Genomic DNA, 25,265 nt, shown 5'->3' with positions numbered 1-25,265 from the left:
GTAACTAACTCAGGCGTCACCGGCTGCGGGGATGAAAGCGTCGAATGCAGCAAGCAGCTGCCCGCGATAGAGGTCGGCTTCCTGCAGGATCTCATGGCGCGCGCCGTCGATCATCAGCAACGAGCCGACTCGCAGACGCCTCGCATAAGCTTCAACTGCCCTGGTCGAGACGACCTGATCGGCGCCGGCGGCGATCATCAGCAAAGGCACCTGGATCTTCGCCGTAAAATCCGGGTCGCTGACGATTAGGGACGCCTCCGCGGCCGCCTTCAGCCAGCGGATCGTCGGGCCGCCGAGCGCCAGCTGCGGATAGGTTTCATAGATCAGCGTGTTGCGCCGATAGCGCGCCGGATCGCTGGTCAGCTTGTTCATGGAGACGGGCACAGATTCCTTCGGTGGCGGACCCCATGCGGCATTGACCCGGCCAAGGCCGAGAAGGCAGGACAGCGAACAGATGCGGCGAACGGTTTTAACCGAAATCGACTGGTTGGGCACGGCGAGGAATGGCGCGATCAGCACCATGCGACGCACGCGGTTCGCCATCGAGGGCGCTGCGAGCAGCGCAATCAGCGCCCCGGTGGAATGGGCCAGTATGTAGTAGGGTCCCTGGCAATCGGGCAGCACGATCTCTTCGAAGAACTGCTCCAGATCGCCGGTATAGTCGAAGAAGCTCCTGACGTAGCCGCGCTGGCGGTCACCGATCAGCCGGTCGGAAGCGCCCTGGCCGCGCCAGTCGAGGGTTGCCACGCCAAGCCCCCGGTCGGCAAGGTTGCGAACGGTCTCGAAATACTTCTCGATGCACTCGTTGCGGCCGGTCAGGATGACCACGGTTCCCTTCAACGGACGGCTAACCGCGGCAAACAGCCCATAGCGGATCTTCTTGCCGTCACTCGTGGTGAAGAAGCCGCCGGCTGCGTTTGCCGGCAGCGGATTGCCCGGAGTTCCATGGAAGAGGCGGGGCTGATGAAAAAGATCGGTCATACGGCATTTGACCAGGCGCCGGCGTGGGCGCACGTCAGACATAATTGCCGATGCTCCAAAGGCAAAGGAATGACATCGGCGGTGAGCTCGATGAGGGTGTCGATGTTGCTGACGGCTTCTTCTGTCATGAAAACTCTCCCGGCCACTTTTCGATTCCATGCCTGTACCACTGAAAACACAGACCTTTGCAGATACGGGCAAGCGAGGGCTTGCTTGGGACACGACGACCGCCTCTGACCATTAACGACTAATTGGAAGGGATGGCCGCTTTGCGCAGCATGTCGGTCACAGAGGGTGCATTCGGATCATGTCCCGGCGGCGTGGTGTAGCTCGCGGAGAGACCGAAGAACGCTTCTGGTCGCAAACTTGACGACTGCGGCAGCGGTGGACGGTCTGGCGAACAGTCCCATTGTAGACATAGCTCGTAAGGCATTGTTTTCGGTCCGTAAGACAGTTGATTATGCCTGATCAACGAGAACGGCACTTGTGTAAAGCCTGTCACTCCCAAGCAAAAGATCACCTCCGCACCACGCGGATACTGAGCCACCAATTACGTCGAGATTCTCTTGGCGCGCTCGCGCTTTGCCCGCCACAAGTCGCTACTTCGTCGTGGCTGGGGCCTTGTTTGTAGGAAAAGCCGGCCAATATTTCGAAATTGCCAGCGCGGCCCCAGTCGAAGAGAAATGACCATAGTCAAAATAGAGAAACTGGCCGGCGTCGCTGTACGCGCAGCGTTCTGCATCGCAGAGGAATTTCAACGGGTCGATGAAAGTGGCGCCTTTTGTAAATGAGCGCACACGGTCGTTGATGTTGGGATCCATGGCCATTGGCCACGACGTATCACTGAGATGTTCGCGGTTTGCGAAGAATGCGATTTTCCGAACGTCGGTTATGAACTGCGGCGACTGGCCAATGACAAACACACGCGCGCCAAGGTCACGAAGCGTATCGATCGTTTGCTGGAGACCGTCGAAACCTCTAGCCTCGTAGTCGGTCCACCGGCCGCTGAGAACAACGGTCTTGATGCCGGCGTCCTGGATGATCTTCAGGGCTTTCCGATTGAACCGGGTGCAATCCGGGCGTGCATAGGAGAAGTAAGAGAGAATGGGTGGACAGCCCGCATAAGTATATTCCACGATGTTGGCTTGAATTTGCTTTTGGTTGGCATCTAGGCCTGAAACGTAATGAGCGGCGAAGGAGTCGCCCCACAACAAAACAGTTGCAGGAAAGCCGCGAGTGCGCGTGCAATGCTCGATATTCCAGTTTTCGATCGGGCTGGAGCCCTCGTTGAAACAGATGCCATTCCCCCAATCGCCGGCAGGTATCTGCTGCTGCGCATAGTCCGGGAACCGTTGCGGAAATCCGTTGCCGAGCGCCCCCGCCGCGCCCCCAACACAAAGAAGAGCGATCGCGCCCGTCGAAAAGGCGAAGATGGGCACCGGGGCGGTGAAGGCCCTTTTCTGCCGAAACGGTTGCTCGATGTACTTCCAGGAAAATGCAGCCAGTGCGAGGCTTGCAACCGTCATCGCGACCGTCATCGACGGGTCGAGTTTTTGCAATGAAAGATAGTGCGCGAATGCATTGATGGGCCAGTGAACAAGATACAGTGAATACGAGATGAGGCCGATCCAGACCAGCGGTCGAACTTCGAGCATCCGGGTAGCGATCGTAGAGGTGTTTTGGCCAGCATAAATAAGGAGGGCCGTTCCGAGGCACGGGTACAAGGCGTTGTAGCCGGGGAATGGGTCGTTCTCCGAAATCGCGAAGAATCCGATGGCGAGAAGGCCGATTCCGGCCAACCCGACCAGTTCCATATGGAAAGGGTTGCTAAGCGGCGAGGGCCGTTTCAACATCAGCAGGGCGCCCAGCATAAGTTCCCAGATTCGTGTCGGCAGCAGATAGAATCCGGCCGTTGGCGCAACCGATGTGGCCATGACCGCCAGCACGAAGCTGCCAAGAATAATCGGCAGCAGTATCGTCAGCCAACGCTTCCCAAAATAGCGATAGATCAGGGATATCAGGATCGGGGCAAAGATATAATACTGCTCCTCGACTGAGAGAGACCACGTGTGCAATAGCGGTCGGAGCGCGGCATCGACGGAGAAGTAGTTTGACGTCTTCCAAAAATAGATGTTCGACCAAAATGTCGAGGCTGCAATTACGCTGAGACTGAACTCGTGCAGATCTGACGGTAGAAGAATGAACAACGCCGAAATGCTAGTGAGAAGCACGACAAAGACCAGTGCCGGCAGAATGCGCCGGGCACGGCGCCAGTAGAAGCTGACGATCGAAAACCGGCCGTTTTCAAGGTCGTCCAGCAGACTCCCGCTGATCAGGTAGCCGGATATCACGAAGAAGATATCAACGCCGGTAAAACCACCGGGAATTGCTGAGATTCCGAAATGGAAGAGTACAACCGGCAGCACCGCAACCGCCCGGAGCCCGTCGATATCGCGCCTGTATTTCATTCACTAAGTCCTTTGTTCGCAGTTCACGGCAAGAAGGCGGGACGCTTGGCTTCGGCAGGCTCTCACCCCGCCAGACATCATCAACGACGTTCGCCAGGCCTGTTCGTGGTCGACTGATTGATTTCTTCGTGGCGCGTGGCGCTCCACGCGTCATGACTCGGCTGGGAGATCTTCGGACCCGCAACGGCCGCCATTCCTGTTGAGCTCAACGGCGGCAGCCCACGGGTGGCTCGGTGTGAAACCGATTTCAGCGTTCACCGAAAGCGATGGAATCTGACACTGGCAGCAAGCGAACTGCTGGCGGCGAGGGGGCAGTCAGACACCGCCACCGACGTCAAAGAATCGCGCGTAAGGTCCATCCGCGAAGTGGAGCAGCAACTCATCAAAGTTCTGCACCGTTTGGTCCAGGGGTCGCGTTTCCTGGCGCTGAAGGATGGCGCGATCAGATAGCTCAAGCGCTGGAGCGCCCAGGAAATCCCAAACCTTTCTTAAGCAAGCAGAGGGTTCATGGAGAAGGCTCTCGTATTCGACTACAAGCAGGTTGGTCGACGTGAAGGAGTGCTCGACGCGTGCGTGAAAATCATCCGCGGCTTTGAAGTAAGCCTCGCAGTCATCGATTGACAATCTGACGCGCGGCGGCCGAGCGGCTTCCTTGTCTGAACTGAACTTCAGCCATTGGCCGCTTTGCCTTGCCTGCACAAAGGATCGCAGCGATTCCAATATGTTTCGAGTTACAAGGATGACCTTGAGTGCTGGCCAACGAGTCAGTTCCGCAAAAAAAGCTGGGCGATCGCGAAACTGGGGCTCGTTGATCTTGCAGCCAATATGCGTCACATTCTTGTCTTTCATGGGATAGCTCAGGTAGGCTTGTTCGAGGAGCTCGCGATCGGTGCGTAGCAGGCGATCCTTTCCGGGCCAATTGGTATCATACTCGTTGAGCAGCTCACCGTTACTCAATACCGTCGGATGCTCGTTTAGCAATTCTTCCAAATAATGTGTGCCGGTCCTTGGCATAGCAAGAATGACAAAAGGCTGAGGCGTCGGCGTGCGGTGAGTCATTGCATGTAATTCCAGCTAATAGTGATCGCGAGGGTTGAGGGAAGGCCAGGCACAAGAAGCTCGGCTGACATGTCCTCGACGCGGATTAGATCCGCGCTCATGTAAGTAGCGAAGATCGGAGCGTGCCTGCATCAATGGCTGAGTGCGCCTCCGCTTTAGTGTTGCTGTGCCACCCACAATCCCCAGGCCACCACGCTTGGCTCCAGCTCCGACGGCCAGTTCGCGATGCGGCATTGAGGGCCTCCTTCTCGTGCCGGTCGTAAGTAGTGTCAACGCAGCAGGCGTCGACGAAACAGCGCAGCCGAGAGGAAAAACGGCAATACCGCGTACACGCAAAGTGCGCCGATATGCAGCCCGACATTGTCTGCCAGGTGACCAAGCATCAGCGGACGAATTAGGTCGATAGAGTTCGCCAGTGGCGAGAAGGCCGCTAAGCGCTGAAAGGCGCCTGGCAACTGGCCGACTGGAAAGACCGCGCCAGACAGGAACAGCATGGGTGTGATGACGAGCGTCTGATAGAATATAAAATAGTGATAGCTGGGCGCGAGTGCGATGACGACCATCGCCAAGCTCGCAAAGGCGAACCCGGTGAGAGCGACGATCGGCAGCACATAGGGGACAGACGTCCACGCGGCATAGCCTAGCGTGGCAGCAACAATGGTAATTGCCGTACCGGCCAGAAAGGCCTTGGTGGCTGCCCATGCCAATTCGCCGAGAACGATGTCGCCTAGGGTAAGTTGTGTATGGAGGATTGCTTCCCAGGTGCCCTGGTCGCGCATGCGACCGAAAACCGCGTATATCGTTTCGAAAGTCGATGCGGTCATCGCTCCTGTCGCGACCATGCCAGCTGCCAAGAAAGCAATATACGAGGCACCTTCAACGCGACCTACCAATAGTCCAAGGCCAGTGCCGAGCCCGAAAAGGTAGATCAGAGGATCGGCAAGAGTGCCGAGAAGCGACGCAAGTGCGACCTTCTTCCACGCAAGATAGTTGCGGCGCCACACCGCAATCCAATTCCACGCGTTGGCGGGTAGGGCCGCCGCAAAACCTTCACCCATTATTCACTTCTCCATCTCGCGTCCGGTTAGCCGCAAGAAAACGTCCTCCAGACTAGGTGGACGCTCCAGAAAACGCAGACCCGCGCGCCCACGAAGCTGGACACGCACCTGCTCCGGATCGGGCGCATAGCAAAAGAGCGTCTCGCCGCTTACCTCAATGCGTTGAACGTATGGCTTGATCAGCGAAATCAGCTCCTGTGGATTGCCGCCGAAGATCTCGATCACATTGCATCCAATATACTCTTCAATCAGAGCATGAGGGCTGCCCTCGGCGATCTTGCGGCCCTGCTCGAGGACACATAGCCGATCGCATAGCCGCTCAGCCTCTTCCATGAAATGGGTAGTCAAAATGATCGTCTTCCCGCTCGCCAGCAGAAAACGGAGCCGCTCCCAGATTAGGTGGCGGGCGTGCGGGTCGAGGCCGGTGGTCGGCTCGTCCATTATGAGGAGCTGGGGATCGTTGATCAGCGCACGTGCCAACGTTAAACGCCGCTTCATGCCGCCGGATAGCTGGCCGACACGTGCATCCGCCTTGCTCTCAAGGCGGGCAAACTCAAGGAGAGATGGAATGACCCCTTTAATCTCCCGTGTGCTCATGCCGAAGTAGCGCCCGAACACCAACAGGTTCTCGCGCACCGTGAATTCCAGGTCTAGATTGTCGAATTGCGGAACAACGCCTATGCCCTTGCGGGCCAAGCGGCTTCGTGCCGGCACCGGCACCCCGAGCACTTTGATCTTACCTGAGTCAGGCCGTGTCATACCGAGGAGCATGCGCGCAATCGTGCTCTTGCCTGCACCATTCGGCCCCAGCAGGCCGAAGCACTCTCCCGAAGCAACGGCGAACGACAAGCCGTTCACAACGAGCTTGTTGCCAAATGACTTGGTTACGCCGTTAAGGTCGATTGCTACATTGGACATGGGTCTATCTCAGGCTGAAGGAGGCCAATCGGCCGGCCGGCAGCTTACTTTCGAGGTTCTGGTCCAGAGCAGCCGTGCTGGCCCCTTTGGAAAATGACAGCCGAAGAAACGCGTGTCGCTCCTGCCCAAAAAACAGGGTCGAAAGGCTACGGATCGCCTTCGGATACTTCCCGTTCTAACCGATGATGTATCTTGCCAAAGCTCACGACTAATCGGCTACCCAAAGTACTCGGTCGGTCGGCGCTGTGAACGCTGCCAGACTAAACCAGTTGTGAAGAATCGCGCGTAAGAGCCGCCATTTGAATTGGCTCCGCAGTTCCCGAACTGCCTGTGCCATATGCTTTGGCGATCGGGTTTGCGAGGATGATCGGCTTTTTGCTCTCGTGGGGCAGGGTAGCACTTTTGCGCGACAGCCAATCGCTATTGCTCAATGTACACAAGGCATAAGCTTTCAAGGGAAGTAAAAGAAATATGTTGATGAACGTGTGCAGAGAAAAGCCGAAAAACCGAAGTTGGCGAGAACGAAAAGCTATCACGGAGCATCGAATGATCGTCATACCGGCGATAATAATCGCCGCTGGCCAAGGCACTGTATTTGTCACTACGAGCTCCGCGAACCCGGCTAGTACAGCGATAGCGAGCAACAATGGGCCGAGATTCTGTCCAACCACGTCCAACGTGAGATAGCGATCGAGGCTGGGCAATAGGCGCAGCGCGAGCAGCGTATCGCGGAAAGTGCTCCGTGCCCAGCGGAGTTGTTGGCGCAGATAGGGCTGCAGCTTATCCGGAACGACTGTTGCCGCGATGGCGTCTGGAACGTACTCCGTTCGAAAGCCTGCTTTCAGCATCAGGATCGTAAGATGGCGGTCCTCGCCGAAGTCGCTTGGCTTGCCCCGAAACAGCTGCGTCTCATATTGATCTAACAGCGAAAGAAGAGAAGACCGGCGGTACATTGCACATGGGCCGCAACAGCACATGACAGCACCAAAGCGAGCCTGCGCTGCGCGCTCCTCATTGCAAGCGAGCCAGTACTCCATGTCGATTAACCGAGTCAGCCAAGTGTCGCTCCGGTTGGACGCCACCAACTGGCCCATGGCCGCGCCGATCGCTGGATCGCGCATCCTTACCGCAAGCTTAGTAATGACCTCGGACTCGAGTGTCGTGTCAGAGTCGACGCTGAGCACGAAATCTCCAGACGAGATGCGGATCGCGGCGATCTGCGCCTTGCGTTTGCCGACATTCTCGCCGAGCTGAATGAACGTGAACCTGGGGTCGTCTACGTAGGCGTGATGTACCGGCATGAGGGCATTGCGATTTCCAGAACCGTCATCAACCACATAGACATGCAGTTTTCCGGCGTATTCCTGGTTTGCCACGGAAGCTAGACACGCCGAGAGCGTGAGCGGATCCTCGTTGTAGCAGGGGATGATGACATCCACGCTGGGCCAAAGGTCGGGTCCGAGCAAGTCGTCCGACGTCAACGCAACGTCTGCCGGCTGGGCGTAAACGGCTTGCGCGCCTTTATAGACAGTCGAGAGCAGTGCATAACACGAAACGGCGACAGTACTGGTTGTGATGAGCAGGTCCATATGATCTCTGTTGTTCAATGATGTTGAGGAAGGGATCGGACGACAAATCCGAGGTCATGCAGCGCTGGAATCAGGCGGGACAGCGCCGTAACCGTCTGGTCGCGCGGATCGCGATGAGTGCCCTCGCACCCATCGTGCAAGAGCACAATTGCGCCCGGCCGGACACCGGCGAGTACTGCATCGACAATCGAATCGGTACCGGGGCGACACCAGTCTCGCGGGTCTACTGACCAATGCAGGGCCGCCAATCCAGCGCTCGCCGAAGTAGTGAGGGCTTCTTCGGTCCAGCTCCCATACGGGGCACGAAAGTACCGCACCGTGGCTTGAGGGCACGCCATCCTGATGGCTCTGTTCGCCTCAACTATTTCACATTCGACTTCGCGGGGTTCGCATCTGGACAGGTCCGGATGAGTCATCGTGTGATTGGCTACTTCGTGCCCATCTCCAATCATTCGTCGGATAAGTTCCGGCTGGTCTACAACGTTGGCACCGATGACGAAGAACGTCGCCGATACCCGATGTTGCGCCAGCAAATCGAGGATCTCCGGTGTCCAAACTGGATTCGGGCCGTCGTCAAACGTCAGGTAGACGCTGCGCTCTTCGGTGCCGTCAGTGCCGTCACCAAGCACTTCACATATGTAGTCCAGACGTTTCATAGCTCCGGACCGTTCCGCTCGATCAGGGTGCCGGAGGGCCACTCGTCCATCGAGCGCCCAATCGGCGATACAAAGACGAGATCGTCGTCCAGACGTGTGGGCTGCAGGTCGGGGTGCATGTCGGCGAGGGTCGACCGGATGCGAACGCCCGACACTATGTTCCCCAGGCCGGCACCGCAGAGCCTCTGAACATGGTTCCGCATTTCGGGCCGAACCGTGCCGAAAGCGAATGGAACCCCCATCTGCTGCAGCGCTGGATACAGACTGCGCATTGAAAAGCTGATTCCGAGGCCCTCAAGATCCAGACGCACCCCGTACAAGCCCAATTCGGCCACCAGCAGATCGACATCGCCAACTTTGATGAACCGGCGTAGTAGACCGACGTGTGCCGCTACACCGTCCGCGTCCCTGCCAATTGCGCGGAACTCTGGCCTGGCACCTGCCCAACTGCGGCCGCCTTCGAACGGCTTTGCGTGGAAGGCACCCATCCGGCCATAGGTGTTTCGGAAGAAGTCGGAGAGTTCGTTATGCTCAGCCAGTTGCAACTCACTTTCCCAGCACAGCCTCCATCGCACTTCAGAGCGCATGGAAAGACCTCATACGTGTTCGTGTTTTCTTGAGGTAAGCGCCTAAGCATTGGGGAGCTTGTTGCGCCGAACCGACGCGATGTGGCTTGCGTAGGTCACCGAAAAACTTTAGCTGCAATGGACATCCGATCCGGCTGACACCGGGAGGCGTGCACCAGAAATGCTGCTCGGCACCGACGCAAACATCAAGTTCCTTTGGGGCTTACATTCTTGAGAGGTCCCTATGCGACGTTCAGCAAAACTGGTAAAATCGTTTGTTTCGATGAAAGGTATCCGCTTTATGGATAGCCGCCGACATGCGTTTCAAGGGGCTTGATCTAAACCTCCTTGTCGTGCTCGACGCGCTGCTGGCCGAGCGCAACCTCTCGGCGGCGGCACGCCGCATCAACCTCAGTCAGCCGGCCATGAGTGCGGCCGTCGCCCGGCTGCGCGATTTTTTCGGCGATGAACTATTCAGCATAAGCGGCCGCGAACGTATTCTGACGTCACGTGCGGCAGCACTTGCCCCCGCAGTCCGCGAGGCTCTCCTGCACATCCAATCCTCGATTATTTCATCGGATCCGTTTGACCCAGCTCGATCCGATCGCCGCTTCAGGATCATCATCTCCGATTTCGCCACGCTCGTGTTTTTTGAAAAAGTCGTGGAGCGCGTTGCCCGCGAAGCCCCCGCCGTCAGCTTCGAATTGCTGCCTATCGACGATAACCCTGATGAGCTCCTCCGGCGCGGTGACGTCGACTTTTTAATTCTTCCGGATGTGGTCATGTCGAACGCGCATCCAAGAGTGATGCTTTTCCATGAGAGGCTCGTATGCGTAGGCTGTGCCGCGAACAACAAGCTGCCACGGCAGCTTACATTCGAGAGATACTTGTCGATGAGGCACGTTTGCGTCAGGTTCGGACGTTTGCTGAGGCCCTCCATCGAGGAACGGTTCTTGCTTGAGCATGGTCTTAAAAGACGCGTCGAAGTTGTCGTGCAGGGCTTCAGCATGATCCCGCCCATGGTGTCCGGCACAGCTCGTATAGCGACCATGCCCTCCCGGCTGGTCAGGCATTTCGAAAAAACGTTCCCTCTTCAGGTCGTCGAACTTCCGCTGCCGCTTCCCGCTTTCACCGAAGCCGCCCAGTGGCCGGCTCTCCACAATAGCGATCCGGCAAGCATCTGGATGCGGGAGATAATGATGCAGGAGGCATCTCGGGTGGCTGCTCCGCTGAAACCACGAGAGGCTCCCGGCGGTCTTGGATTGATTCCTGCCATGGCCGCCCACTCTCATGTTCCCCCACCAAGAATCAGGGCGACAGATCTCGAGACCAGCTGATTGGCAGGTGTTGCGCTTGGATCCCGTGAGGCTCACGAGGGGAGTAGTGAAGCTCAACCCCGTCGATGAGCCGAGCGACGACCACCGTATCGATGCGATGTCCTGGCAGGAGACGAAGCGCGCGAGATTGCCGAGCGCATCGGTGAGCGCAAGAATGTTGGTAGTCATGAGTTTTGCGCGGCGGCGGCACGCCGCATCAAACTCAGTCAGCCGGCCATGAGTGCGGCAGTCGCCCGCCTGCGCGATTGTTCGACAAGCGGCCGCGAACGTTTTTTTACCCCGCTGCGGCAGCAATTGCCCCCGCAGTCCCATGGTTAGACGCTCTCGCGTGAGCCTATAACACGGTCGCCCGCACAATCTCGGCCGCGGCCCCCCTGTTTTCTTGGCCATAGGCAGGCGGCCAAGGGGTGGTTACTCCCGCTCAGCTGGGGCATCTGCTCGATCAAGCATGTTGATGCCCCTTCGGTGAAGCTGATTGCGTCTCTGACACGTGATGCGGAGGCTGCGACCACGTTGATCATGGAAGGGTTTTGGGACAGATCGACTCGGGTCAGCCAGTGCTCAAATCATCGCCATACCGCCATTGACGTGAACGGTCTGGCCGGTGACATAGGCGGCTTCGTTGGAAGCGAGGTAGGCGACGGCGGAGGCGACTTCGGCGCTGGTGCCCATGCGCCGCGTCGGAATCGCCGCCATGATCGCCTCTTTCTGCTTGTCGTTGAGCTTGTCGGTCATCGCCGATTCGATGAAGCCCGGGGCGACGCAGTTGACGGTGATGTTGCGCGTGGCGATCTCCTGCGCCAGCGACTTGGAAAAGCCGATCATGCCGGCCTTGGAGGTTGAATAGTTTGTCTGGCCTGAATTACCAGTGATACCGGAGACGGAAGTGATGTTGATGATGCGGCCATGCCGGCGCCGCATCATCGGATGGGTCAGTTCGCGGGTCAGCCGGAACATTGCGGTAAGGTTGACTTCGAGCACCGTATCCCAGTCGGCGTCCGACATGCGCACGAACAGCCCGTCCTTGGTGATGCCGGCATTGTTGACAAGAATGTCGACGCCTTCGAGTTCGGCCTCGACCTTCTGGCCGAGCGCCTTGACCTCGTCGCGATTGGAAAGGTTCGCCGGGAACAGCTTGACCCGGTCGCCGAGTTCAGCGGCCAGTGTCTCCAGTTTCTGGATGCGTGTACCGTGCAGGCCGACGATAGCTCCCTGGCCGTGCAGCACGCGGGCGATCGCCTCGCCGATGCCTCCCGATGCGCCGGTGACGAGCGCCTTGCGGCCGGTCAATTCAAACATTTCTCTGTCCTTTCTCAAATCCTGCAAGCCGGTGAATTCAGTCACATTTAAGTTCGCCGAGCCGGGAGCCCTCGGCTTCGATGGGGAGGCTTCCTCGCCGCTCCTGATCCGCGCTAGGACCACGGCTGCGAGGTATAATCGTCTATGCAGCCCAAACCGCGGAGGAGCTCGCCCACCCAATTGGCCGCGGCACAGGCGCCACTCGACCGACCTGATCACTTGGATCTGATGCTTGCTGGGTACCCCAGGCGCTACGCTAGGACATGCAGCCGTCAGCCTACCTCAGCAGGCGGCCGCGACCGGAAGGACTTTGCAGGAGGCATGTCGCAGGCTCCTACACCTGTTTGAATGCTAGAACTGCGTTCAAGCCGCCCATAGCAAACGCGTTGCTCATCGCCACACGCACCTTACGCTCTCGCGGCACGTTGGGCGTAACGTCGAGATCGCAATCGGGGTCTGGCTCGCGATAGTTGGCGGTCGGCGGTATTACGCCATCTTGGATCGCCATCACACAGGCGATCATTTCAAGCGCACTCGCTGCACCGAGGCAATGCCCGTGGGTAGATTTGGTGGAAGACACGGACATCGAATAAGCATGGTCACCGAAGACGCGCTTGATCGCATCCGTTTCGATTTGATCGTTGGCCTTGGTGGCGGTGCCATGCGCGTTCAGGTAGTCGACATCCTCGGGATTCAGCCCGGCATCGGCAAGGCAGGCGCGCATCGCCGCCTCCGGCCCGTGGACTGCCGGCGCGGCGATGTGGAAAGCATCGGCAGACAGACCGATGCCGGCGACCTCGGCAAGAATCGTTGCACCGCGGGCGGCAGCATGATCATAGCTTTCCAGAACGGCCATGCCTGCACCCTCACCCAGCACTAAGCCCTTCCGGTCGGCGGAGAAGGGCCGGCAAGTATCCGGAGCGAGTACGCGCATTGCTTCCCATGCCTTCACCACGATAAATACGAACGGCGCGTCGCTGCCTCCCGCAAGCATCACGTCGGCCCGGCCGTACCTGATCTGGTCTACCGCCGAGGCGAACGCATGATTGGCCGATGCACAGGCGGAGGTGACGCCGAAGACCGGCCCGCGCAGGCCGAGGCTCATGCTGACATGGCAGGCAGCCGCGCTCGGCATCGCCTTTACTCCAGTGAACAGATCAACGCGGGTCGCGGCGCCCAAAAGGAGGGCGCGATAGGCTTTTTCGGTCGCGTCGTAGCCGGCGAAGCCGACGCCCACCGTTGCGCCGTAGCGATGGGCATTGCCTTCATCGCTGGAAAGTCCGGCCTGTCGCATGGCTTCGCGCGCTGCAATCACGGCAAGCAGGCTGAAGCGGTCCATGGAGAGGAGCTGCCTACGGTCAATGTCGTGCTCAGGCAGCGTCTTGATCTCGGCGCCGATCGTGCCCTCCAGCCCGTGAAGCTTTGGATTGACAATCGGACCGATGGCCGATCGGCCCTCGCGCATGCCTGTCCAGATGGAGGCGGCATCGGTGCCCAGTCCGCACAGCCCGCCCAGTCCGGTGATGACGACGCGCCGATCCATTCAAGCCGCCTTACTGAGCAAGCCGCGAATGGATTCCACCATGTCGCCGACCGTTTGGAGATCAGACCAGGCCTCGGCCGTGTTCATTTCGATTTTAATGCCGTAGGCCTGCTCCAGATCCCAGAGCACGTCCGCTAATCCTAGTGAATCGATGCCGAGCCCAGTCACTTCCGTCGCAGGCGTTATTTCGCCGACGGATGGTGCAGGCGTTCCCCCGGCGGTCTCCGATTCGATGCGCTTCTTGATTATTTCTATGATTTCTGTTGTGAGTTGATCAGCCATTCTGTTTCTTTCCATTTTCAGCTTGTTTTGATGTGGGCGCGACCCAACTCCTGAGTCGCGCTGCGTCGCGAAAATTAGCCATTAAGCGTGTTCATAAAAGCCGGACGAGTTCCGGCCGGTCTGCGGCGCAGGCTCCGATGACGAGGAACCTCGCTGGAGCCTGATGTTGCGCCAGCACATCGAATGATCTGCGGTGTAAAAAATGAATTGGGGCCGTCGTCAAACGTCGAATAGACGCTGCGATGGCCTCCACCAGCAAATTCACTCGGCAATTCGCTGGTGTAGGGCAGATGTTTCATAGCTCGGGACCGTTCCGGTCGATCAGCGTGCCGGACGGCCACTCGTCCATCGAGCGTCCAATCGGCGAAACCAAGACGAGCACGTCGTCCAGGCGTGTGGGCGGCAAGTCGGGGTGCGCATCCGGGCGGCTCGACCGTACGCGAACTCCCGACACTATGGTCGCCACGCCCTCTCTACAGAACCTCTCAACATGGTTACGCATTGCGTGCCGAACCGTGCCGAAAGCAAATGGAACCGCAAGCTGCTGCAGCACTGGATGCACAATTCGCACTGAAAAGCTGATTCCGAGCTTCTCAAGATCCGGACGAACGCCGTACAACCCCATCTCAGCCACTAAAAGATCGACCTCGCCAACCTTGATGAAGCGGCGTAGTATGCCGAGGTGTGCTGCTATACCCTCCGCGTCGCTGGCGATTAGACGGAGTTCTGGCCTCGCGCCAGCCCAACTGCGGCCGCCTTCGAACGGCTTTGCGTGGAAGGCGCCAGTCCGTCCATAGGTGTTTCGGAAGAAGTCGGAGAGTTCGACATGGTCGGTCAATTGCAGGTCGTTTTCCCAGCATAATCTCCACTGCACGGCAGAGCGCATGGAAGATTTCTCCTTTCGGGTTGTCCTTAAGACGCTCGTCACGGCATAGAGGCAGCGGTTCATCGGTGCGTCAGGTGTTTTGTCCATGCAAGATTTCAGAAAAATGATAAAATCGTTTGTTTCGATGGATGGTATCCACTCTATGGATAGACGCCGACATGCGTTTCAAGGGGCTTGATCTAAACCTCCTCGTCGTGCTCGACGCGCTGCTGGCCGAGCGCAACCTCTCGGCGGCGGCACGCCGCATCAACCTCAGTCAGCCGGCCATGAGTGCGGCCGTCGCCCGGCTGCGCGATTTTTTCGGCGATGAACTATTCAGCATAAGCGGCCGCGAACGTATTCTGACGTCACGTGCGGCAGCACTTGCCCCCGCAGTCCGCGACGCTCTCCTGCACATCCAGTGCTCGATTATCTCATCGGATCCGTTTGACCCAGCCCGATCCGATCGCCGCTTCAGGATCATTATCTCCGATTTCGCCACGCTCGTGTTTTTTGAAAAAGTCGTGGAGCGCGTTGCCCGCGAAGCCCCCGCCGTCAGCTTCGAATTGCTGCCTATCGACGATAGCCCCCAAGAGCTCCTCCGGCGCGGTGACATCGACTTTTTAATTCTTCCGGATTTGTTCACGTCGAGCGCGCATTCAAGCGTGACCTTGTTCGACGAGAGGCTCGTATGCGTAGGCTGTCCCACGAATAAACAGCTGCCACGGCAGCTTACATTCGAGAGATACATGTCGATGAGACACGTCTCGGTCAGGTTCGGACGTTTGCTGATGCCCTCCATCGAGGAATGGTTCTTGCTTGAGCATGGTCTTAAAAGACGCGTCGAGGTCGCCGTGCAGGGCTTCAGCATGATCCCGCCCATGGTGTCCGGCACAGCTCGTATAGCGACCATGCCCTCCCGGCTGGTCAGGCATTTCGAAAAAACATTCCCCCTTCAAATTGTCGAACTTCCGCTGCCGCTTCCCGCTTTCACCGAAACCGCCCAGTGGCCGGCTCTCCACAATAGCGATCCGGCAAGCATCTGGATGCGGGAGATAATGATGCAGGAGGCATCTCGGATGGCTGCTCTGCTGTGATACCGCGGGAAGCTCGAGGTGCACTTACATTGACTATCTCTGCAACCACCTGCTTTCGCGTCAACAGTCCGCGCTGAATGAAGTCAATGCTGGCGGCAAGTGCGCCTGCGAGATCGTCCAGCGTACGCACTTCCTCGACCAGCTCGAACGAGAAGGGGCCCGCGTAGCCGCCATCAAGCAGCGCCTGGATCTGGCTGCCATTGTCGGAACCTCCAAGGAAGCGATCCGGGTAAATCCAGAAGGTCGGGTCATTCACGCCTGAAATGTGCACAAGGCCGGTAAGCTCACAGAACAAGGATGTCTCGCCGGTCAGGGTATGGTGGAACGTATCGTGCACGAGGCGGAATACGGACTGGCCATCAACCGCGGCAATGGCCTCGACCGCTTCCCTCTTTGATCGAAGCGAGCAGGTTCGAAACCCCATAGGCTCGAGGAGACCGATTAGACCTCTCGACTGGAGGATCGGCTTGAGCGCGTTTAGAGAGACGCGGAGACTGTCATGGCGCTCGCCATTGCCGGCCCACGAGCCGTCGTTGACCGGCACCAGCACGACCGTCTTAGCTCCGCACGCCGCCGCATAGTCGGCGAGCTTGATCGCTTCAGCCTGACGGGTGGGAGTCCAGTCGTTGAAGCGCTGCAACTCGTTGATCGAGATTATTGTGACGCCCGCTTCGGTGGCGGCAGACTGGACTTCCGCAGCCGGAATGTCGCGTGTAGCAGGATTGCTGAAATGATGGTCACGGATTTGAACGTCGGTCAGGCCCTGATCACGCGCAAGCGCGAAAATTGCACTGACGTCTAGTGGGGGCGCCGCCATGTGTTCGAGCGCAAAGCGGGGAGTTACCTGGCGCATGGGGTTGGCTTTCCTTCAGAAGTGCGGCGCCAGTTAATGTCTGGCTTCTCCGCGCGCCCCCACCGCAGGCGCTGCACAGACCTGATTGAAGCAAGCTGGTCAATAGAGCGTTTCTTGCATTTATGAAGGAATCTTGGCAGCCGCTGATGAATTTACATCATTTCAGATATTTTCCGGCAGATAGATGTCAAACGGCAGAAATGTCTGTCCCGGCGTGTCCGCGGTGCCGGTCTTGATGGCGCGGTCCATCAGCAACATCAGCTCCTGGCAAAGTCGCTGCAGTGGCGTGGCGACTGCCATCGTGATGATGTCATCCCCGAGGGCCTCCCGTGACTCCGGCGTGATTTCATTCACGATCGCGACGAGATCCTGACCTTTGCCCTCTTCCCGGAGCGCGGAGATGGCGCCCTCCATGCCACCGCCGGCCATGTAGAAGCCGACGAGCTCAGGTTCCCGCTGCATAAGATCCAGCAGCGCCTCGTAAGTGATCTGTCGCTTCTCAAGGTTCACGAGCGTATCGAGTACCTCGAATGCTGGCTCGTTCTCACGGAAATAGGAACGAAAGCCGCTTTCCCGCAGCTTGTGACCCTGGAAACGGTGGCTGCCGACAAACACCGCCACCTTGCCAGACCGTTTAGCGGCCTTGGAGAACATCCAAGCTGCCGTCCGCCCGACGCTGCGGTTGTTAAGACCGATGTAACCCTCGCGCACGCCAGCGGCGAAGTCAGAAAGCAGCGAGAAAACCGGGATGCCTTTAGCCTTGAGCTCCTCGACCGCTGCCGTGATCTCCGGGTGGTCCGGCGCCACCATGGCGATCGCGTGACAGCGGCTACCAAGATCCTTGAGGAGTGCCGTCAGGTCCCCGGGCAAATGTGACGGCGCGAATTCGATGTGCGGAATGCCGTGGAAGCACTGGGCAAAACTGACCGCCGCTTCGATCTCGCGCGCGAACTCTTGGTAAAAATGCTGTGCCGGTTTTCTCAAGATAAAGCCTAGCCGGCAGCGCGGCAGGTCCCGTTGCAAGCGCTGTTTGATAAGACCCGCAGCATGATAGCCGATCGCATGGGCGGCCTCGTGGACCCGCCGTGCGGTCTCCTCCCGCACCGGAAGGCGAGCGTTCAGGACCCGATCGACCGTTGCCACGCTTACCCCGGCTTCGCGGGCGAGATCGGCAATTGTGGGGCGCTTGGCCGTCGGCCCAATGCTGATCGGCTGTCTCTCTGTCATCCGGCGCATCCCGGCGATGATTCGGGGCGGCAAAGTGAAGATTTAGGCATTCTCCGCGATCGACAGCCTATCCAATGAACAGCGCTCCAGGCGCAACCGGGCGCGTGTCGATCTACGGTTCGTTTGCATAAGGGATCCATATTTATTGTACTCACCGCAATTTGCGCTTCTGATTCATTGGCCCGCGAAGCGCTGGTAGAGCCAGCGGGCCGATTGGTTCGTGCTGGTGGCAGCCCGGCGCCTTGATAGGCGCTGCAGCAATCTTGCTGGGGCGGTGTGGCCGGCTTAATCTCTCGGCAAGCTCCCGTAGAAGGCGGCTTTCATGCGCGCTTCGTCCAATTCGCCTTCCCAGCGAGCGACAACGAGCGACGCCACCGCGTTGCCGACTACGTTCGTCAGCGCTCGGCATTCGGACATGAAGCGGTCCACGCCAAGGATTAAAGCCATCCCAGCAACGGGAACACTTGGTATTACGGAGAGCGTAGCGGCCAACGTGATGAAGCCAGCCCCTGTGATACCTGCCGCACCCTTTGAGGAAAGCATCGCAATAAGCAACAGGAGGATCTGATCGGTAACTGACAAATCTGTGTTCGTCGCCTGGGCGATAAAGAGGGCGGCGAGCGTCATGTAGATATTGGTCCCGTCCAGATTGAATGAATATCCGGTCGGGATGACGAGACCCACGACGGAACGCTTGGCGCCGGCCCTCTCCATCTTCTCCATGAGCGAGGGCAGCGCAGCCTCCGAGGAGGACGTTGCCAGGACCAGCAGCAGCTCTTCCTTGATGTAGCGGACGAGAGAAAAGATCGAGAAGCCGTTGTACCGGCAGACCGCGCCGAGAACCCCGAACACGAACAGGAAGGCGGTGAAATAGAACGTCGCGACCAGCATGGCAAGGTTGGCCACCGAACCGATGCCATATTTGCCGATGGTGAAGGCCATGGCGCCGAAAGCGCCGACAGGCGCGGCTTGCATTAGGATGCCGACCAGCTTGAACACCGGCGCGAGGAGCGCCTGAAGCAAGGAAAGCACAGGCTTGCCCGTGTCGCCGGCCATCGCCAGCGCGATGCCGAACAGAACCGAGAAGAATAGGACCTGCAGGATGTCGCCTTCGGCGAAGGCACCAATGATCGTTGACGGGATGATGTTCATCAGGAAGCCGGTCACCGACTGCTCGTGGGCCTTGGCGGCATAGCCCTGCACGGCCTGGCCATCGAGCGAGGCCGGATCGATGTCGAGGCCGGCCCCAGGCTGAACGACATTGCCGACAATGAGACCGACGATCAATGCGAGGCTCGAGAAGGTGAGGAAATAGATCATCGCCTTGCCGGCGACCCGGCCGACCTTCTTGAGATCGTTCATGCCGGCAATGCCGGTCGTGACGGTCAGAAAGATCACCGGCGCGATAATCATCTTCACCAGCTTTATGAAAGCATCGCCGAGCGGCTTCAGGGCCTCTCCGGTCCCCGGATAAAAATAGCCGACTGCGACACCGAGGGCGATGGCAGTGAGCACCTGCACATAGAGCTGGGCGTAGAAGGCCTTGCAGGGCGCGGGATCCGCGCTTCGGACTGGTGGAGCCAACAGCTTTTCTCTCCCTGACCGGATCGGGGTGGGCCCCCTCCCTTCCCGCGCTTCTCCCATCGCGGCGCTCCGGTCGAGCGCTGCTGTTATCTCGGCCGCAAGCGTCGTGCCAAGTGGAAACGCCGCGCCCAATTATGCGTGTTCCCTCGTTCGGTCACATGGTTTCAGCGAGGCTTGTGCGGATTTCCGCGTTGATGGCCTCCACCCTTGGCGAAATCCCGCAGGCCCGGCAATGGTCCGTGTCGGATGCAATGAGTCGGCAGAAGAGGGAGGATGAACAAGAGCTCCTTGCACCCTATTGCTTTTGCCTGGCAGAGGAGGGCCGCTGCCTGGCAGAGGGGCCGCCGGTCGGTATCTGTGGCGTCCCGGTGTGCCCCTCGTTTCTTTGTCGTGTTTGCGACCGACCGCGCACCGGAGTGAAGAATTCCCTACAAGAGCGTGTTCTTGCCGCGCTCCCGCCGCAGCCGAGTGTGTCTCGAAGGGGCCATCGAGAAGACCGTTGATTCCGCCGATCCTGGCGCGCGACGGTGTGATTCAGGAGATGCTCCGTAAGCACGAACACTGAGCCGCGCTCGACGGCACCTTCGCGTCACGCCATCCGCCGCAGCTTGTTCTGTTGTCAACGGCATCAAGAACGAGGGAATGAATGATTGCCCTGATCGACTCAGCGAGCCGGACCAGGAAACATCGGCAGGGATCACCGCTTCCGCACCACTTAGTGCGATTGAAACACGCAAATGCGCTCGGTACGCTTAGCGCGCCGGGCACCGCGAGATGCCGGGGTAACATCTCTGCCGTTCGACATCGATCTGCCGGAAAATAGCTCAATTGATGGAATTCTATCATGTCCTCCTGCTTTACTTTCACAAATGAAAGGAAAGCTCGATTGACTAGCACCCTCGTTCCCGCTCTGTAGAGCAACGTTGTGGTTGCGCTCGGGAGGAGCCTGAACCGCGCCCCATTCCAGTAGGGATAGCCAAGCCATGCATCAAGCATCGCCTCCGGCATTTTTCGTGCTTGCCCCTCACCAGGGCCTGACCGGCGCTCAAAACCGTGACCCACTTTTCATCCTGTGGCAGGCAGTATGCCGGCTGCTGAAATCCAGCGTGCCCCCGCCACAGGCGCATCACGACTATCTGTATCAACCTCTTAAGCGTTTCGATGAGCGGCTCCCACGCGCGAGCAAGTCCAATCATGCGGCGACCCGCGTGGCGAACAAACTCGTGCTGGTCCTGGCCAACGGTGGCTCGGACCCCGATGCAATTTGACGAGGGCGTCTACGCTCGGGGGACGTCGCAAGCCCAGATGGCGCGGCGTTGTTTTAGCGGCCGCCAGATCGAGGATGACATGCTAGACCGGGACAATAATGGCCAACCTGAAGAAAATGCCGAGCAGACGCCGCCATGCTGCTCGTCGCTTCATGACGCGAAAAGGGATGACGCAGAATCCGCTATTCTGCCGTCGCGTGCGAGCGTGCTTGATGGCATATGGGAAATAGTGAAAGCACTACCCGCCCCCTGCGGGCTCGAAGTCACGCTGGCCAAGGTCCTAGATGTTCTGCGATCGTTTCTGCCTATGCGGCACGGCATTATCTCTCTCTTAGACGGTGATGGTGAACCGGAAATCACCGTAGGCGCTGGCTGCAGCGGGAGCTGCAGTGAGGGCTGCCGGCTGTATCTGCCGCGGAAGGCAATCGACCAGATTGTGACGACGAACACGCCTCTGGTCATCGAGAACATCGCGGTTCATTCGGCTTTCACCGCCGCCGACATGGACGTGCTCGGGGTCTCCGACAACATACCAGTATCCTTCATCGGCGTTCCCATTCGCGTCGATGCAAATGTCGTGGGCACACTGACCATCGACCACGTACTGGACAACGGCTCAAGAGTTTGGCTCGATTACACCCTCTCTCTGCTCACTCTAATCGCCAACCTGGTCGGAGACACAGAGAAGTTGCGTCGCTCTTTCGTGGGCGACTGCGAGGAACCGATGGCACAGCAGGACTTGCTGCCAAAGCAGGTCTCCGAGCTCAAGCACCCGGCGCGGAAGCGCCACAAGGTTCACGTCGAGGGGATGATTGGCGACAGTTTGGCATTTCGCGATCTGCTTGAGAATGTCGCGGTCGTAGCCAAGGCGAAGAGTGCGGTCCTATTGCGAGGCGAATCCGGTACCGGGAAGGAGCTGGTCGCCAAGGCTATCCACGAGTTGTCGCCGCGCGCCAAGCGGCCCTTCATCAAGCTCAATTGCGCGGCGCTGACCGAGACAGTCCTGGAATCCGAACTGTTCGGTCATGAGAAGGGTGCATTCACAAGCGCGTTCAACTCGCGCAAGGGGCGCTTTGAGCTCGCCGACAAGGGGACGTTGTTCCTCGACGAGATCGGCGAGATCTCTCCCTCGTTCCAGGCAAAGCTCTTGCGCGTCCTGCAGGAGCAGGAGTTTGAGCGCGTCGGCGGCAACCAGACCATTAAAGTCGATGTTCGCATCATTGCCGCTACGAACAAGAACTTGGAAGAGGCAGTTGCCAGAAATGAGTTCCGTGAAGACCTCTATTACCGCATCAGTGTGGTTCCCTTGCTGATGCCGGCACTACGCGAAAGGCGCAGTGATATTCCGCTCCTCGCAGCCGAGTTTCTCAAGAATTACAACGACGAGAACGGCCGTATGATGACCTTCGATCCCAGTGCGATTGAAGTACTGATGAACTGCGATTTTCCCGGCAACATTCGCGAGCTCGAAAATTGCGTGCATCGGACAGCGATTCTGGCGGCGGGACCATCAATCGGGAGAGAAGACTTTGCATGCCGCCGCCAGGGCCAATGCTTCGCTGCGGCGCTGCATAAGATCAGTTCTGGCGAAGTCGCGCTGCAACCTCGGCCGATCGTTCCGCCCCCAGCGGTTCCGGCCTTACCGCGGGCTGCTACCGGTACTTCTCCCTCCGTCGCAGTCCCGCCTGAGACCGCGGCGCAGCCGCCGCTGGGGCCCGCCGGCACCGTCCACTTGAATGGTGGGAGAATAACCGATGCCGAACGTGTCATCGCAGCCATGGAAAGATGTGGCTGGGTCCAGGCGAAGGCGGCACGCCTGCTTGGACTGACGCCGCGCCAGATTGGCTACGTGCTGAAGAAGTACGGCATCGAGATCAAGCGTCTTTGAAACAAACGACCGAAGCGAGTAGCTGGAACAAGTTAAGCATTCGTGCTTGGCGCCTTGAGACGACTGATGCGGGGCTCCGGCGTCAGTGCCAATTCCGATCCGATAGCACAGCCCGGCATGACGCCGCGGCCGTCGGCTTCACGACGCACTTGGGTGTGGAGGCAGCGCTATCATCTATGGTCCAGGCCATGTCTCGATCGCAGCTCGTGCACTGGGACTGAAACGGAGAAAAATGCGGCATTAGGCAGCAGATGCCAGCATTGTGTGCGTCAGCCGCTCTGAAGCTCAAAGAGTTCGATCGTGACTCGTTGCACGGCGAGTTCGGGTCTCTTCGGCCTGGAGCCCACCATTGAGACAATTCCCGCCCGCTCAAGGGCCGCCAAGGAGCGGGATATGTTCGGCTGCGGACGCGCCGCCAACCTGCACAGTTCCGTGATGCTTTGCGGTCGATACCGATGGATCAGCGCCACCAGCCGACAATTCTCAGGGGTCAACGCCCGCAGAATCTCTTCCGGCGCACACTGAGCCATTGGTTCACGGACCACCAGATGCCCCGCCTCCTGAGCCGTCGCCGCCATCACTGTCGTGCGCGTTTTCCTCAGTAAGAGAGCTTTCCAAGCAAACGATGGCTTCGATGAAATAGGGAAATGCCTCTTTTACCCTGTCGAGGTTTTCCTGCACCTTGTCTGTTTTCAGGTCAAAACCGTACCGATGCCTCACCAGGTGACGGAATCCCTTTAACTCACTCAGGGACTGATAAAGCTCGGGGTCGAGCACAGCAGGGCGGATGCCTGCAATTTCCGCCGACATCTGATCGAGCACGTCCTGGTACATCGTAGGCCCTTGGGGAACGAGGCCGTCTATGTCGTTGGACAGGCTGAGCAGGATGTCCTCGATGCCGTTGTAGACATTGTGGACTCCCAGCGAAACAGCTGCGACCGCTCCCCATTCGCCGAGTGACATCTCACTCCCATGAGCCGACAAGTATTCCTCGATTTTCTGCAGTTTCTTCGCAGCGCGGTCGATTTTCGGCGACAGCTTTGCGGATGCCGGATGCTTAAACGCTGTCATTGAGCAATTCCTGCACTCGTTCGGACGAAACGTCTGAGGCAAAGATCAGGTCATAGGGAATGTTCGTTCCCCGAAGCTGGTCTGCGACCAAGCGCTCTACCATGGCCCGGCGCGCAGGATCAGTGCTTCCGTGAACCAGCAGATCTACGTCCGAGTGGACGCGGAAACGGTTTTTCGCGAGGGATCCGATAACGGAGATATCGACGCCGCGGGCTTTGGCGTTCCGGAGAATGCGCGATACACAGGCTTGCGCGGTCTTCCGGCGATCGTCAGCTCTTCGGCGGATCAAAGTGTCGATCTTGTTCATCTTTTCGTCCGTTGCCCTTTGGTCCAACTGTGACCCCAAGGTTGGATTGCCACAACTCCGCTAGCACCCGCCAGCTTAGATATCATTGCATGATATATATTTAAGCCATTTGCGGAGGATGGGCCTTATTGAGTTGGCAGACAGTTAGATGTTCTGCGGTCCGACAAACCGGCGCCGGATGCTAAGTGCGTCAAGCTAAATACGAACGAGGACCCGTTTCCGTAGCGGGGCAGATGTAATGCAAAGTGCAATGGCGGCTCTCGAACGGCGGTGTCTAGATCCAGAAGACGACAGCGTCATCTTCGGGCAAACAGCTTCTGAGCCCAGCGCACCATCACCTTGGGCAGTCTGCGAGACGATCCCGCGCATGAGGCCGAAGAGTGATATGTTCCTTGGGTTGCCCGATCGTCTGTGGTGGAAGCGCGCGGTCACCGTGGCCCCAATGCCGGTCTGACACATACGCGGATCGCTCACCGTCCTATTCGCGGACGCCAAATCTGAAAATTGGCAGAGAATCAATCTCTCCGGCTGGACGGTTGACCGACTGGATGGTTAATTGGCACCTGCGTCCGGTTCTCAGCAACGCTTCACCGCCTGAAGGCTGTGCAGAGGCTCCGCCCGGTTCTCAAGCCGGGCGGCAAGACCAAGACACAAAGTTGACCGAGGTAATCCGTTGTGTACTCCTACACCACCCCTCAGGGCATGGTCTGACGAGGAACGATGATGCGCAGTCAAAAAGAGAAGATGCTCGCAGGCGAGTTGTATAATGCCTCGGATCCGGAGATCCAAGCCGACTTGCTAGCCACGGGGGCTTGGCTAAAGCGGTACAATGATATGCTGGGCCAAACTGCCGAGCATTGGCATACGCTGTTGTCCGAGCGGCTCGGAGAAGTTGGACCAGGAGCGGTCATCCGTCCGCCCTTTTTCTGCGATTACGGTTTCAACATCGGCATCGAGGCCGACGTCTACGTCAACTTCAACTGCATCATCCTTGACGTGGCAGAGGTGAGGATTGGCAAAGGAACGACAATTGGCCCCGCCGTACAGATCTATACCGCCGAACATCCACATGATCCCGAGCAGCGGCAGCGCGGTCTGCTATTCGGGCGTCCTGTCCGAATTGGCAGTCGTGCCTGGATCGGCGGTGGAGCAATCATCCTGCCGGGCATTACGATTGGCAATGATGCGGTCGTGGGCGCTGGCAGCGTGGTCACGCGAGACGTCCCCGCAGGGGCGAAGGTCGTGGGAAGTCCAGCTCGGGTAAGATGACCTGGTAAGGACATAAGCAGGCGGCTTAAGGTCATTAAACCTGGGGCTCCATGTCGCCCGGCGAACTGTGCCGATTAGGC

24 protein-coding genes and 2 pseudogenes are annotated in these 25,265 nt (G+C 58.6%); 6 read left to right on the top strand and 20 right to left on the bottom strand.

From position 1 onward, the window contains the following. Window positions 1-9: 9 nt before the first annotated feature. The 9 genes from IHQ72_RS34940 to IHQ72_RS34900 all read right to left on the bottom strand — a co-directional run bounded on the left by IHQ72_RS34940 (window position 10) and on the right by IHQ72_RS34900 (window position 9,316). On the bottom strand, window positions 10-981 hold the full coding sequence (locus IHQ72_RS34940) for an alpha/beta fold hydrolase (RefSeq protein WP_258120330.1): 972 nt from the start codon (window positions 979-981) through the stop codon (window positions 10-12). Beyond that, a complete protein-coding gene (locus IHQ72_RS34935; protein WP_258120329.1) occupies window positions 978-1,109 on the bottom strand; it encodes a hypothetical protein in 132 nt (43 codons plus the stop codon). The genes IHQ72_RS34940 and IHQ72_RS34935 overlap by 4 nt, the downstream gene beginning before the upstream one ends. 471 nt (window positions 1,110-1,580) lie before the next feature. Further along, window positions 1,581-3,449, bottom strand: coding sequence for an acyltransferase family protein (locus IHQ72_RS34930; protein ID WP_258120327.1), 1,869 nt, complete (start codon window positions 3,447-3,449; stop codon window positions 1,581-1,583). A gap of 315 nt (window positions 3,450-3,764) precedes the next feature. Further along, window positions 3,765-4,508, bottom strand: coding sequence for a sulfotransferase (locus IHQ72_RS34925; protein WP_258120325.1), 744 nt, complete (start codon window positions 4,506-4,508; stop codon window positions 3,765-3,767). Between the two features lie 269 nt (window positions 4,509-4,777). Then, window positions 4,778-5,566 (bottom strand): ABC transporter permease, encoded by a 789-nt coding sequence (locus IHQ72_RS34920; protein WP_258120323.1) that lies wholly within the window; start codon window positions 5,564-5,566, stop codon window positions 4,778-4,780. 3 nt (window positions 5,567-5,569) lie between these two features. After that, complete coding sequence (gene nodI / locus IHQ72_RS34915) at window positions 5,570-6,484, bottom strand: nodulation factor ABC transporter ATP-binding protein NodI (RefSeq protein ID WP_258120322.1); 915 nt, start codon at window positions 6,482-6,484, stop codon at window positions 5,570-5,572. Window positions 6,485-6,744: 260 nt separating this feature from the next. Beyond that, window positions 6,745-8,073 (bottom strand): chitooligosaccharide synthase NodC, encoded by a 1,329-nt coding sequence (gene nodC / locus IHQ72_RS34910; protein WP_258120321.1) that lies wholly within the window; start codon window positions 8,071-8,073, stop codon window positions 6,745-6,747. Between the two features lie 14 nt (window positions 8,074-8,087). After that, a complete protein-coding gene (gene nodB / locus IHQ72_RS34905; protein WP_258120319.1) occupies window positions 8,088-8,729 on the bottom strand; it encodes a chitooligosaccharide deacetylase NodB in 642 nt (213 codons plus the stop codon). Next, window positions 8,726-9,316, bottom strand: coding sequence for a NodA family N-acyltransferase (locus IHQ72_RS34900; protein ID WP_258120318.1), 591 nt, complete (start codon window positions 9,314-9,316; stop codon window positions 8,726-8,728). The genes nodB and IHQ72_RS34900 overlap by 4 nt, the downstream gene beginning before the upstream one ends. A 296-nt stretch (window positions 9,317-9,612) precedes the next feature. Here IHQ72_RS34900 and IHQ72_RS34895 point away from each other — a divergent pair, with 296 nt between their 5' ends. Further along, a complete protein-coding gene (locus IHQ72_RS34895) occupies window positions 9,613-10,632 on the top strand; it encodes a LysR family transcriptional regulator (RefSeq protein ID WP_258120317.1) in 1,020 nt (339 codons plus the stop codon). A gap of 180 nt (window positions 10,633-10,812) precedes the next feature. Beyond that, window positions 10,813-10,935 (top strand): annotated as a pseudogene (locus IHQ72_RS34890) (LysR family transcriptional regulator); the annotation flags it as partial. A gap of 258 nt (window positions 10,936-11,193) precedes the next feature. On the opposite strand, the gene fabG reads toward IHQ72_RS34890, so the two are convergent. The 5 genes and pseudogenes from fabG to IHQ72_RS34865 all read right to left on the bottom strand — a co-directional run bounded on the left by fabG (window position 11,194) and on the right by IHQ72_RS34865 (window position 14,642). Continuing rightward, complete coding sequence (gene fabG / locus IHQ72_RS34885) at window positions 11,194-11,931, bottom strand: 3-oxoacyl-[acyl-carrier-protein] reductase (protein WP_258120316.1); 738 nt, start codon at window positions 11,929-11,931, stop codon at window positions 11,194-11,196. A gap of 334 nt (window positions 11,932-12,265) precedes the next feature. Continuing rightward, window positions 12,266-13,474: a beta-ketoacyl-[acyl-carrier-protein] synthase family protein gene (locus tag IHQ72_RS34880; protein WP_258120315.1), complete on the bottom strand. Its 1,209-nt coding sequence runs from the start codon at window positions 13,472-13,474 to the stop codon at window positions 12,266-12,268. Beyond that, entirely contained in the window at window positions 13,475-13,756 is a 282-nt protein-coding gene (locus tag IHQ72_RS34875) for an acyl carrier protein (RefSeq protein ID WP_258120314.1), read from the bottom strand. Between the two features lie 100 nt (window positions 13,757-13,856). After that, a pseudogene (locus IHQ72_RS34870) lies at window positions 13,857-14,055 on the bottom strand (polysaccharide deacetylase family protein); the annotation flags it as partial. After that, the gene (locus IHQ72_RS34865; RefSeq protein ID WP_258124048.1) at window positions 14,052-14,642 is read right to left on the bottom strand and encodes a NodA family N-acyltransferase; all 591 of its coding nucleotides are present in this window, start codon (window positions 14,640-14,642) and stop codon (window positions 14,052-14,054) included. The pseudogene IHQ72_RS34870 and the gene IHQ72_RS34865, both read right to left, overlap by 4 nt. A 158-nt stretch (window positions 14,643-14,800) precedes the next feature. Here IHQ72_RS34865 and IHQ72_RS34860 point away from each other — a divergent pair, with 158 nt between their 5' ends. Next, complete coding sequence (locus IHQ72_RS34860; protein WP_258120313.1) at window positions 14,801-15,718, top strand: LysR family transcriptional regulator; 918 nt, start codon at window positions 14,801-14,803, stop codon at window positions 15,716-15,718. On the opposite strand, the gene IHQ72_RS34855 is transcribed toward IHQ72_RS34860, so the two are convergent. The 3 genes from IHQ72_RS34855 to IHQ72_RS34845 form a co-directional block, all read right to left on the bottom strand. After that, entirely contained in the window at window positions 15,612-16,571 is a 960-nt protein-coding gene (locus tag IHQ72_RS34855) for a TIM barrel protein (RefSeq protein WP_374120316.1), read from the bottom strand. The genes IHQ72_RS34860 and IHQ72_RS34855 overlap by 107 nt on opposite strands. Before the next feature lie 162 nt (window positions 16,572-16,733). After that, a complete protein-coding gene (locus IHQ72_RS34850; RefSeq protein ID WP_258120312.1) occupies window positions 16,734-17,798 on the bottom strand; it encodes a LacI family DNA-binding transcriptional regulator in 1,065 nt (354 codons plus the stop codon). A 285-nt stretch (window positions 17,799-18,083) separates the two neighbouring features. After that, on the bottom strand, window positions 18,084-19,385 hold the full coding sequence (locus tag IHQ72_RS34845; RefSeq protein WP_258124047.1) for a dicarboxylate/amino acid:cation symporter: 1,302 nt from the start codon (window positions 19,383-19,385) through the stop codon (window positions 18,084-18,086). 980 nt (window positions 19,386-20,365) lie between these two features. Between IHQ72_RS34845 and IHQ72_RS34840 the strand changes: the two genes are divergently transcribed. Together IHQ72_RS34840 and nifA are read left to right on the top strand one after the other, a co-directional pair. Then, a complete protein-coding gene (locus IHQ72_RS34840) occupies window positions 20,366-20,650 on the top strand; it encodes a hypothetical protein (protein WP_258120311.1) in 285 nt (94 codons plus the stop codon). Window positions 20,651-20,729: 79 nt separating this feature from the next. Beyond that, on the top strand, window positions 20,730-22,538 hold the full coding sequence (gene nifA / locus IHQ72_RS34835) for a nif-specific transcriptional activator NifA (protein WP_258124046.1): 1,809 nt from the start codon (window positions 20,730-20,732) through the stop codon (window positions 22,536-22,538). 269 nt (window positions 22,539-22,807) lie between these two features. Here the strand turns inward: nifA and IHQ72_RS37365 are convergent, their stop codons facing one another. Genes IHQ72_RS37365 through IHQ72_RS34825 form a run of 3 tightly spaced genes read right to left on the bottom strand, consistent with a single transcriptional unit; the run spans window position 22,808 to window position 23,916 of the window. Beyond that, the gene (locus IHQ72_RS37365; protein WP_374120427.1) at window positions 22,808-23,068 is read right to left on the bottom strand and encodes an HVO_A0114 family putative DNA-binding protein; all 261 of its coding nucleotides are present in this window, start codon (window positions 23,066-23,068) and stop codon (window positions 22,808-22,810) included. 4 nt (window positions 23,069-23,072) lie between these two features. Beyond that, on the bottom strand, window positions 23,073-23,609 hold the full coding sequence (locus IHQ72_RS34830; protein ID WP_258120309.1) for a ribonuclease toxin HepT-like protein: 537 nt from the start codon (window positions 23,607-23,609) through the stop codon (window positions 23,073-23,075). Continuing rightward, a complete protein-coding gene (locus IHQ72_RS34825; RefSeq protein ID WP_258120308.1) occupies window positions 23,596-23,916 on the bottom strand; it encodes a nucleotidyltransferase domain-containing protein in 321 nt (106 codons plus the stop codon). The genes IHQ72_RS34830 and IHQ72_RS34825 overlap by 14 nt, the downstream gene beginning before the upstream one ends. 720 nt (window positions 23,917-24,636) lie before the next feature. Here IHQ72_RS34825 and IHQ72_RS34820 point away from each other — a divergent pair. Beyond that, the gene (locus IHQ72_RS34820) at window positions 24,637-25,185 is read left to right on the top strand and encodes a sugar O-acetyltransferase (protein ID WP_258120307.1); all 549 of its coding nucleotides are present in this window, start codon (window positions 24,637-24,639) and stop codon (window positions 25,183-25,185) included. The last annotated feature ends 80 nt before the right edge of the window (window positions 25,186-25,265 follow it).

It is taken from the genome of Mesorhizobium onobrychidis, assembly GCF_024707545.1.
Classification (GTDB): Bacteria; Pseudomonadota; Alphaproteobacteria; order Rhizobiales; family Rhizobiaceae; genus Mesorhizobium; species Mesorhizobium onobrychidis.
Note: the sequence above shows the minus strand (reverse complement) of the source record. Positions and strands in the feature narration are given on the sequence as shown.

Coding starts and splice junctions, on each gene's coding strand:
- IHQ72_RS34940 (WP_258120330.1), bottom strand. CDS start 981: ATGACCGATCTTTTTCATCAGCCCCGCCTCTTCCATGGAACTCCGGGC.
- IHQ72_RS34935 (WP_258120329.1), bottom strand. CDS start 1,109: ATGACAGAAGAAGCCGTCAGCAACATCGACACCCTCATCGAGCTCACC.
- IHQ72_RS34930 (WP_258120327.1), bottom strand. CDS start 3,449: ATGAAATACAGGCGCGATATCGACGGGCTCCGGGCGGTTGCGGTGCTG.
- IHQ72_RS34925 (WP_258120325.1), bottom strand. CDS start 4,508: ATGACTCACCGCACGCCGACGCCTCAGCCTTTTGTCATTCTTGCTATG.
- IHQ72_RS34920 (WP_258120323.1), bottom strand. CDS start 5,566: ATGGGTGAAGGTTTTGCGGCGGCCCTACCCGCCAACGCGTGGAATTGG.
- nodI (WP_258120322.1), bottom strand. CDS start 6,484: ATGTCCAATGTAGCAATCGACCTTAACGGCGTAACCAAGTCATTTGGC.
- nodC (WP_258120321.1), bottom strand. CDS start 8,073: ATGGACCTGCTCATCACAACCAGTACTGTCGCCGTTTCGTGTTATGCA.
- nodB (WP_258120319.1), bottom strand. CDS start 8,729: ATGAAACGTCTGGACTACATATGTGAAGTGCTTGGTGACGGCACTGAC.
- IHQ72_RS34900 (WP_258120318.1), bottom strand. CDS start 9,316: ATGCGCTCTGAAGTGCGATGGAGGCTGTGCTGGGAAAGTGAGTTGCAA.
- IHQ72_RS34895 (WP_258120317.1), top strand. CDS start 9,613: ATGCGTTTCAAGGGGCTTGATCTAAACCTCCTTGTCGTGCTCGACGCG.
- fabG (WP_258120316.1), bottom strand. CDS start 11,931: ATGTTTGAATTGACCGGCCGCAAGGCGCTCGTCACCGGCGCATCGGGA.
- IHQ72_RS34880 (WP_258120315.1), bottom strand. CDS start 13,474: ATGGATCGGCGCGTCGTCATCACCGGACTGGGCGGGCTGTGCGGACTG.
- IHQ72_RS34875 (WP_258120314.1), bottom strand. CDS start 13,756: ATGGCTGATCAACTCACAACAGAAATCATAGAAATAATCAAGAAGCGC.
- IHQ72_RS34865 (WP_258124048.1), bottom strand. CDS start 14,642: ATGCGCTCTGCCGTGCAGTGGAGATTATGCTGGGAAAACGACCTGCAA.
- IHQ72_RS34860 (WP_258120313.1), top strand. CDS start 14,801: ATGCGTTTCAAGGGGCTTGATCTAAACCTCCTCGTCGTGCTCGACGCG.
- IHQ72_RS34855 (WP_374120316.1), bottom strand. CDS start 16,571: ATGCGCCAGGTAACTCCCCGCTTTGCGCTCGAACACATGGCGGCGCCC.
- IHQ72_RS34850 (WP_258120312.1), bottom strand. CDS start 17,798: ATGACAGAGAGACAGCCGATCAGCATTGGGCCGACGGCCAAGCGCCCC.
- IHQ72_RS34840 (WP_258120311.1), top strand. CDS start 20,366: ATGCATCAAGCATCGCCTCCGGCATTTTTCGTGCTTGCCCCTCACCAG.
- nifA (WP_258124046.1), top strand. CDS start 20,730: ATGCTAGACCGGGACAATAATGGCCAACCTGAAGAAAATGCCGAGCAG.
- IHQ72_RS37365 (WP_374120427.1), bottom strand. CDS start 23,068: ATGGCTCAGTGTGCGCCGGAAGAGATTCTGCGGGCGTTGACCCCTGAG.
- IHQ72_RS34830 (WP_258120309.1), bottom strand. CDS start 23,609: ATGACAGCGTTTAAGCATCCGGCATCCGCAAAGCTGTCGCCGAAAATC.
- IHQ72_RS34825 (WP_258120308.1), bottom strand. CDS start 23,916: ATGAACAAGATCGACACTTTGATCCGCCGAAGAGCTGACGATCGCCGG.
- IHQ72_RS34820 (WP_258120307.1), top strand. CDS start 24,637: ATGATGCGCAGTCAAAAAGAGAAGATGCTCGCAGGCGAGTTGTATAAT.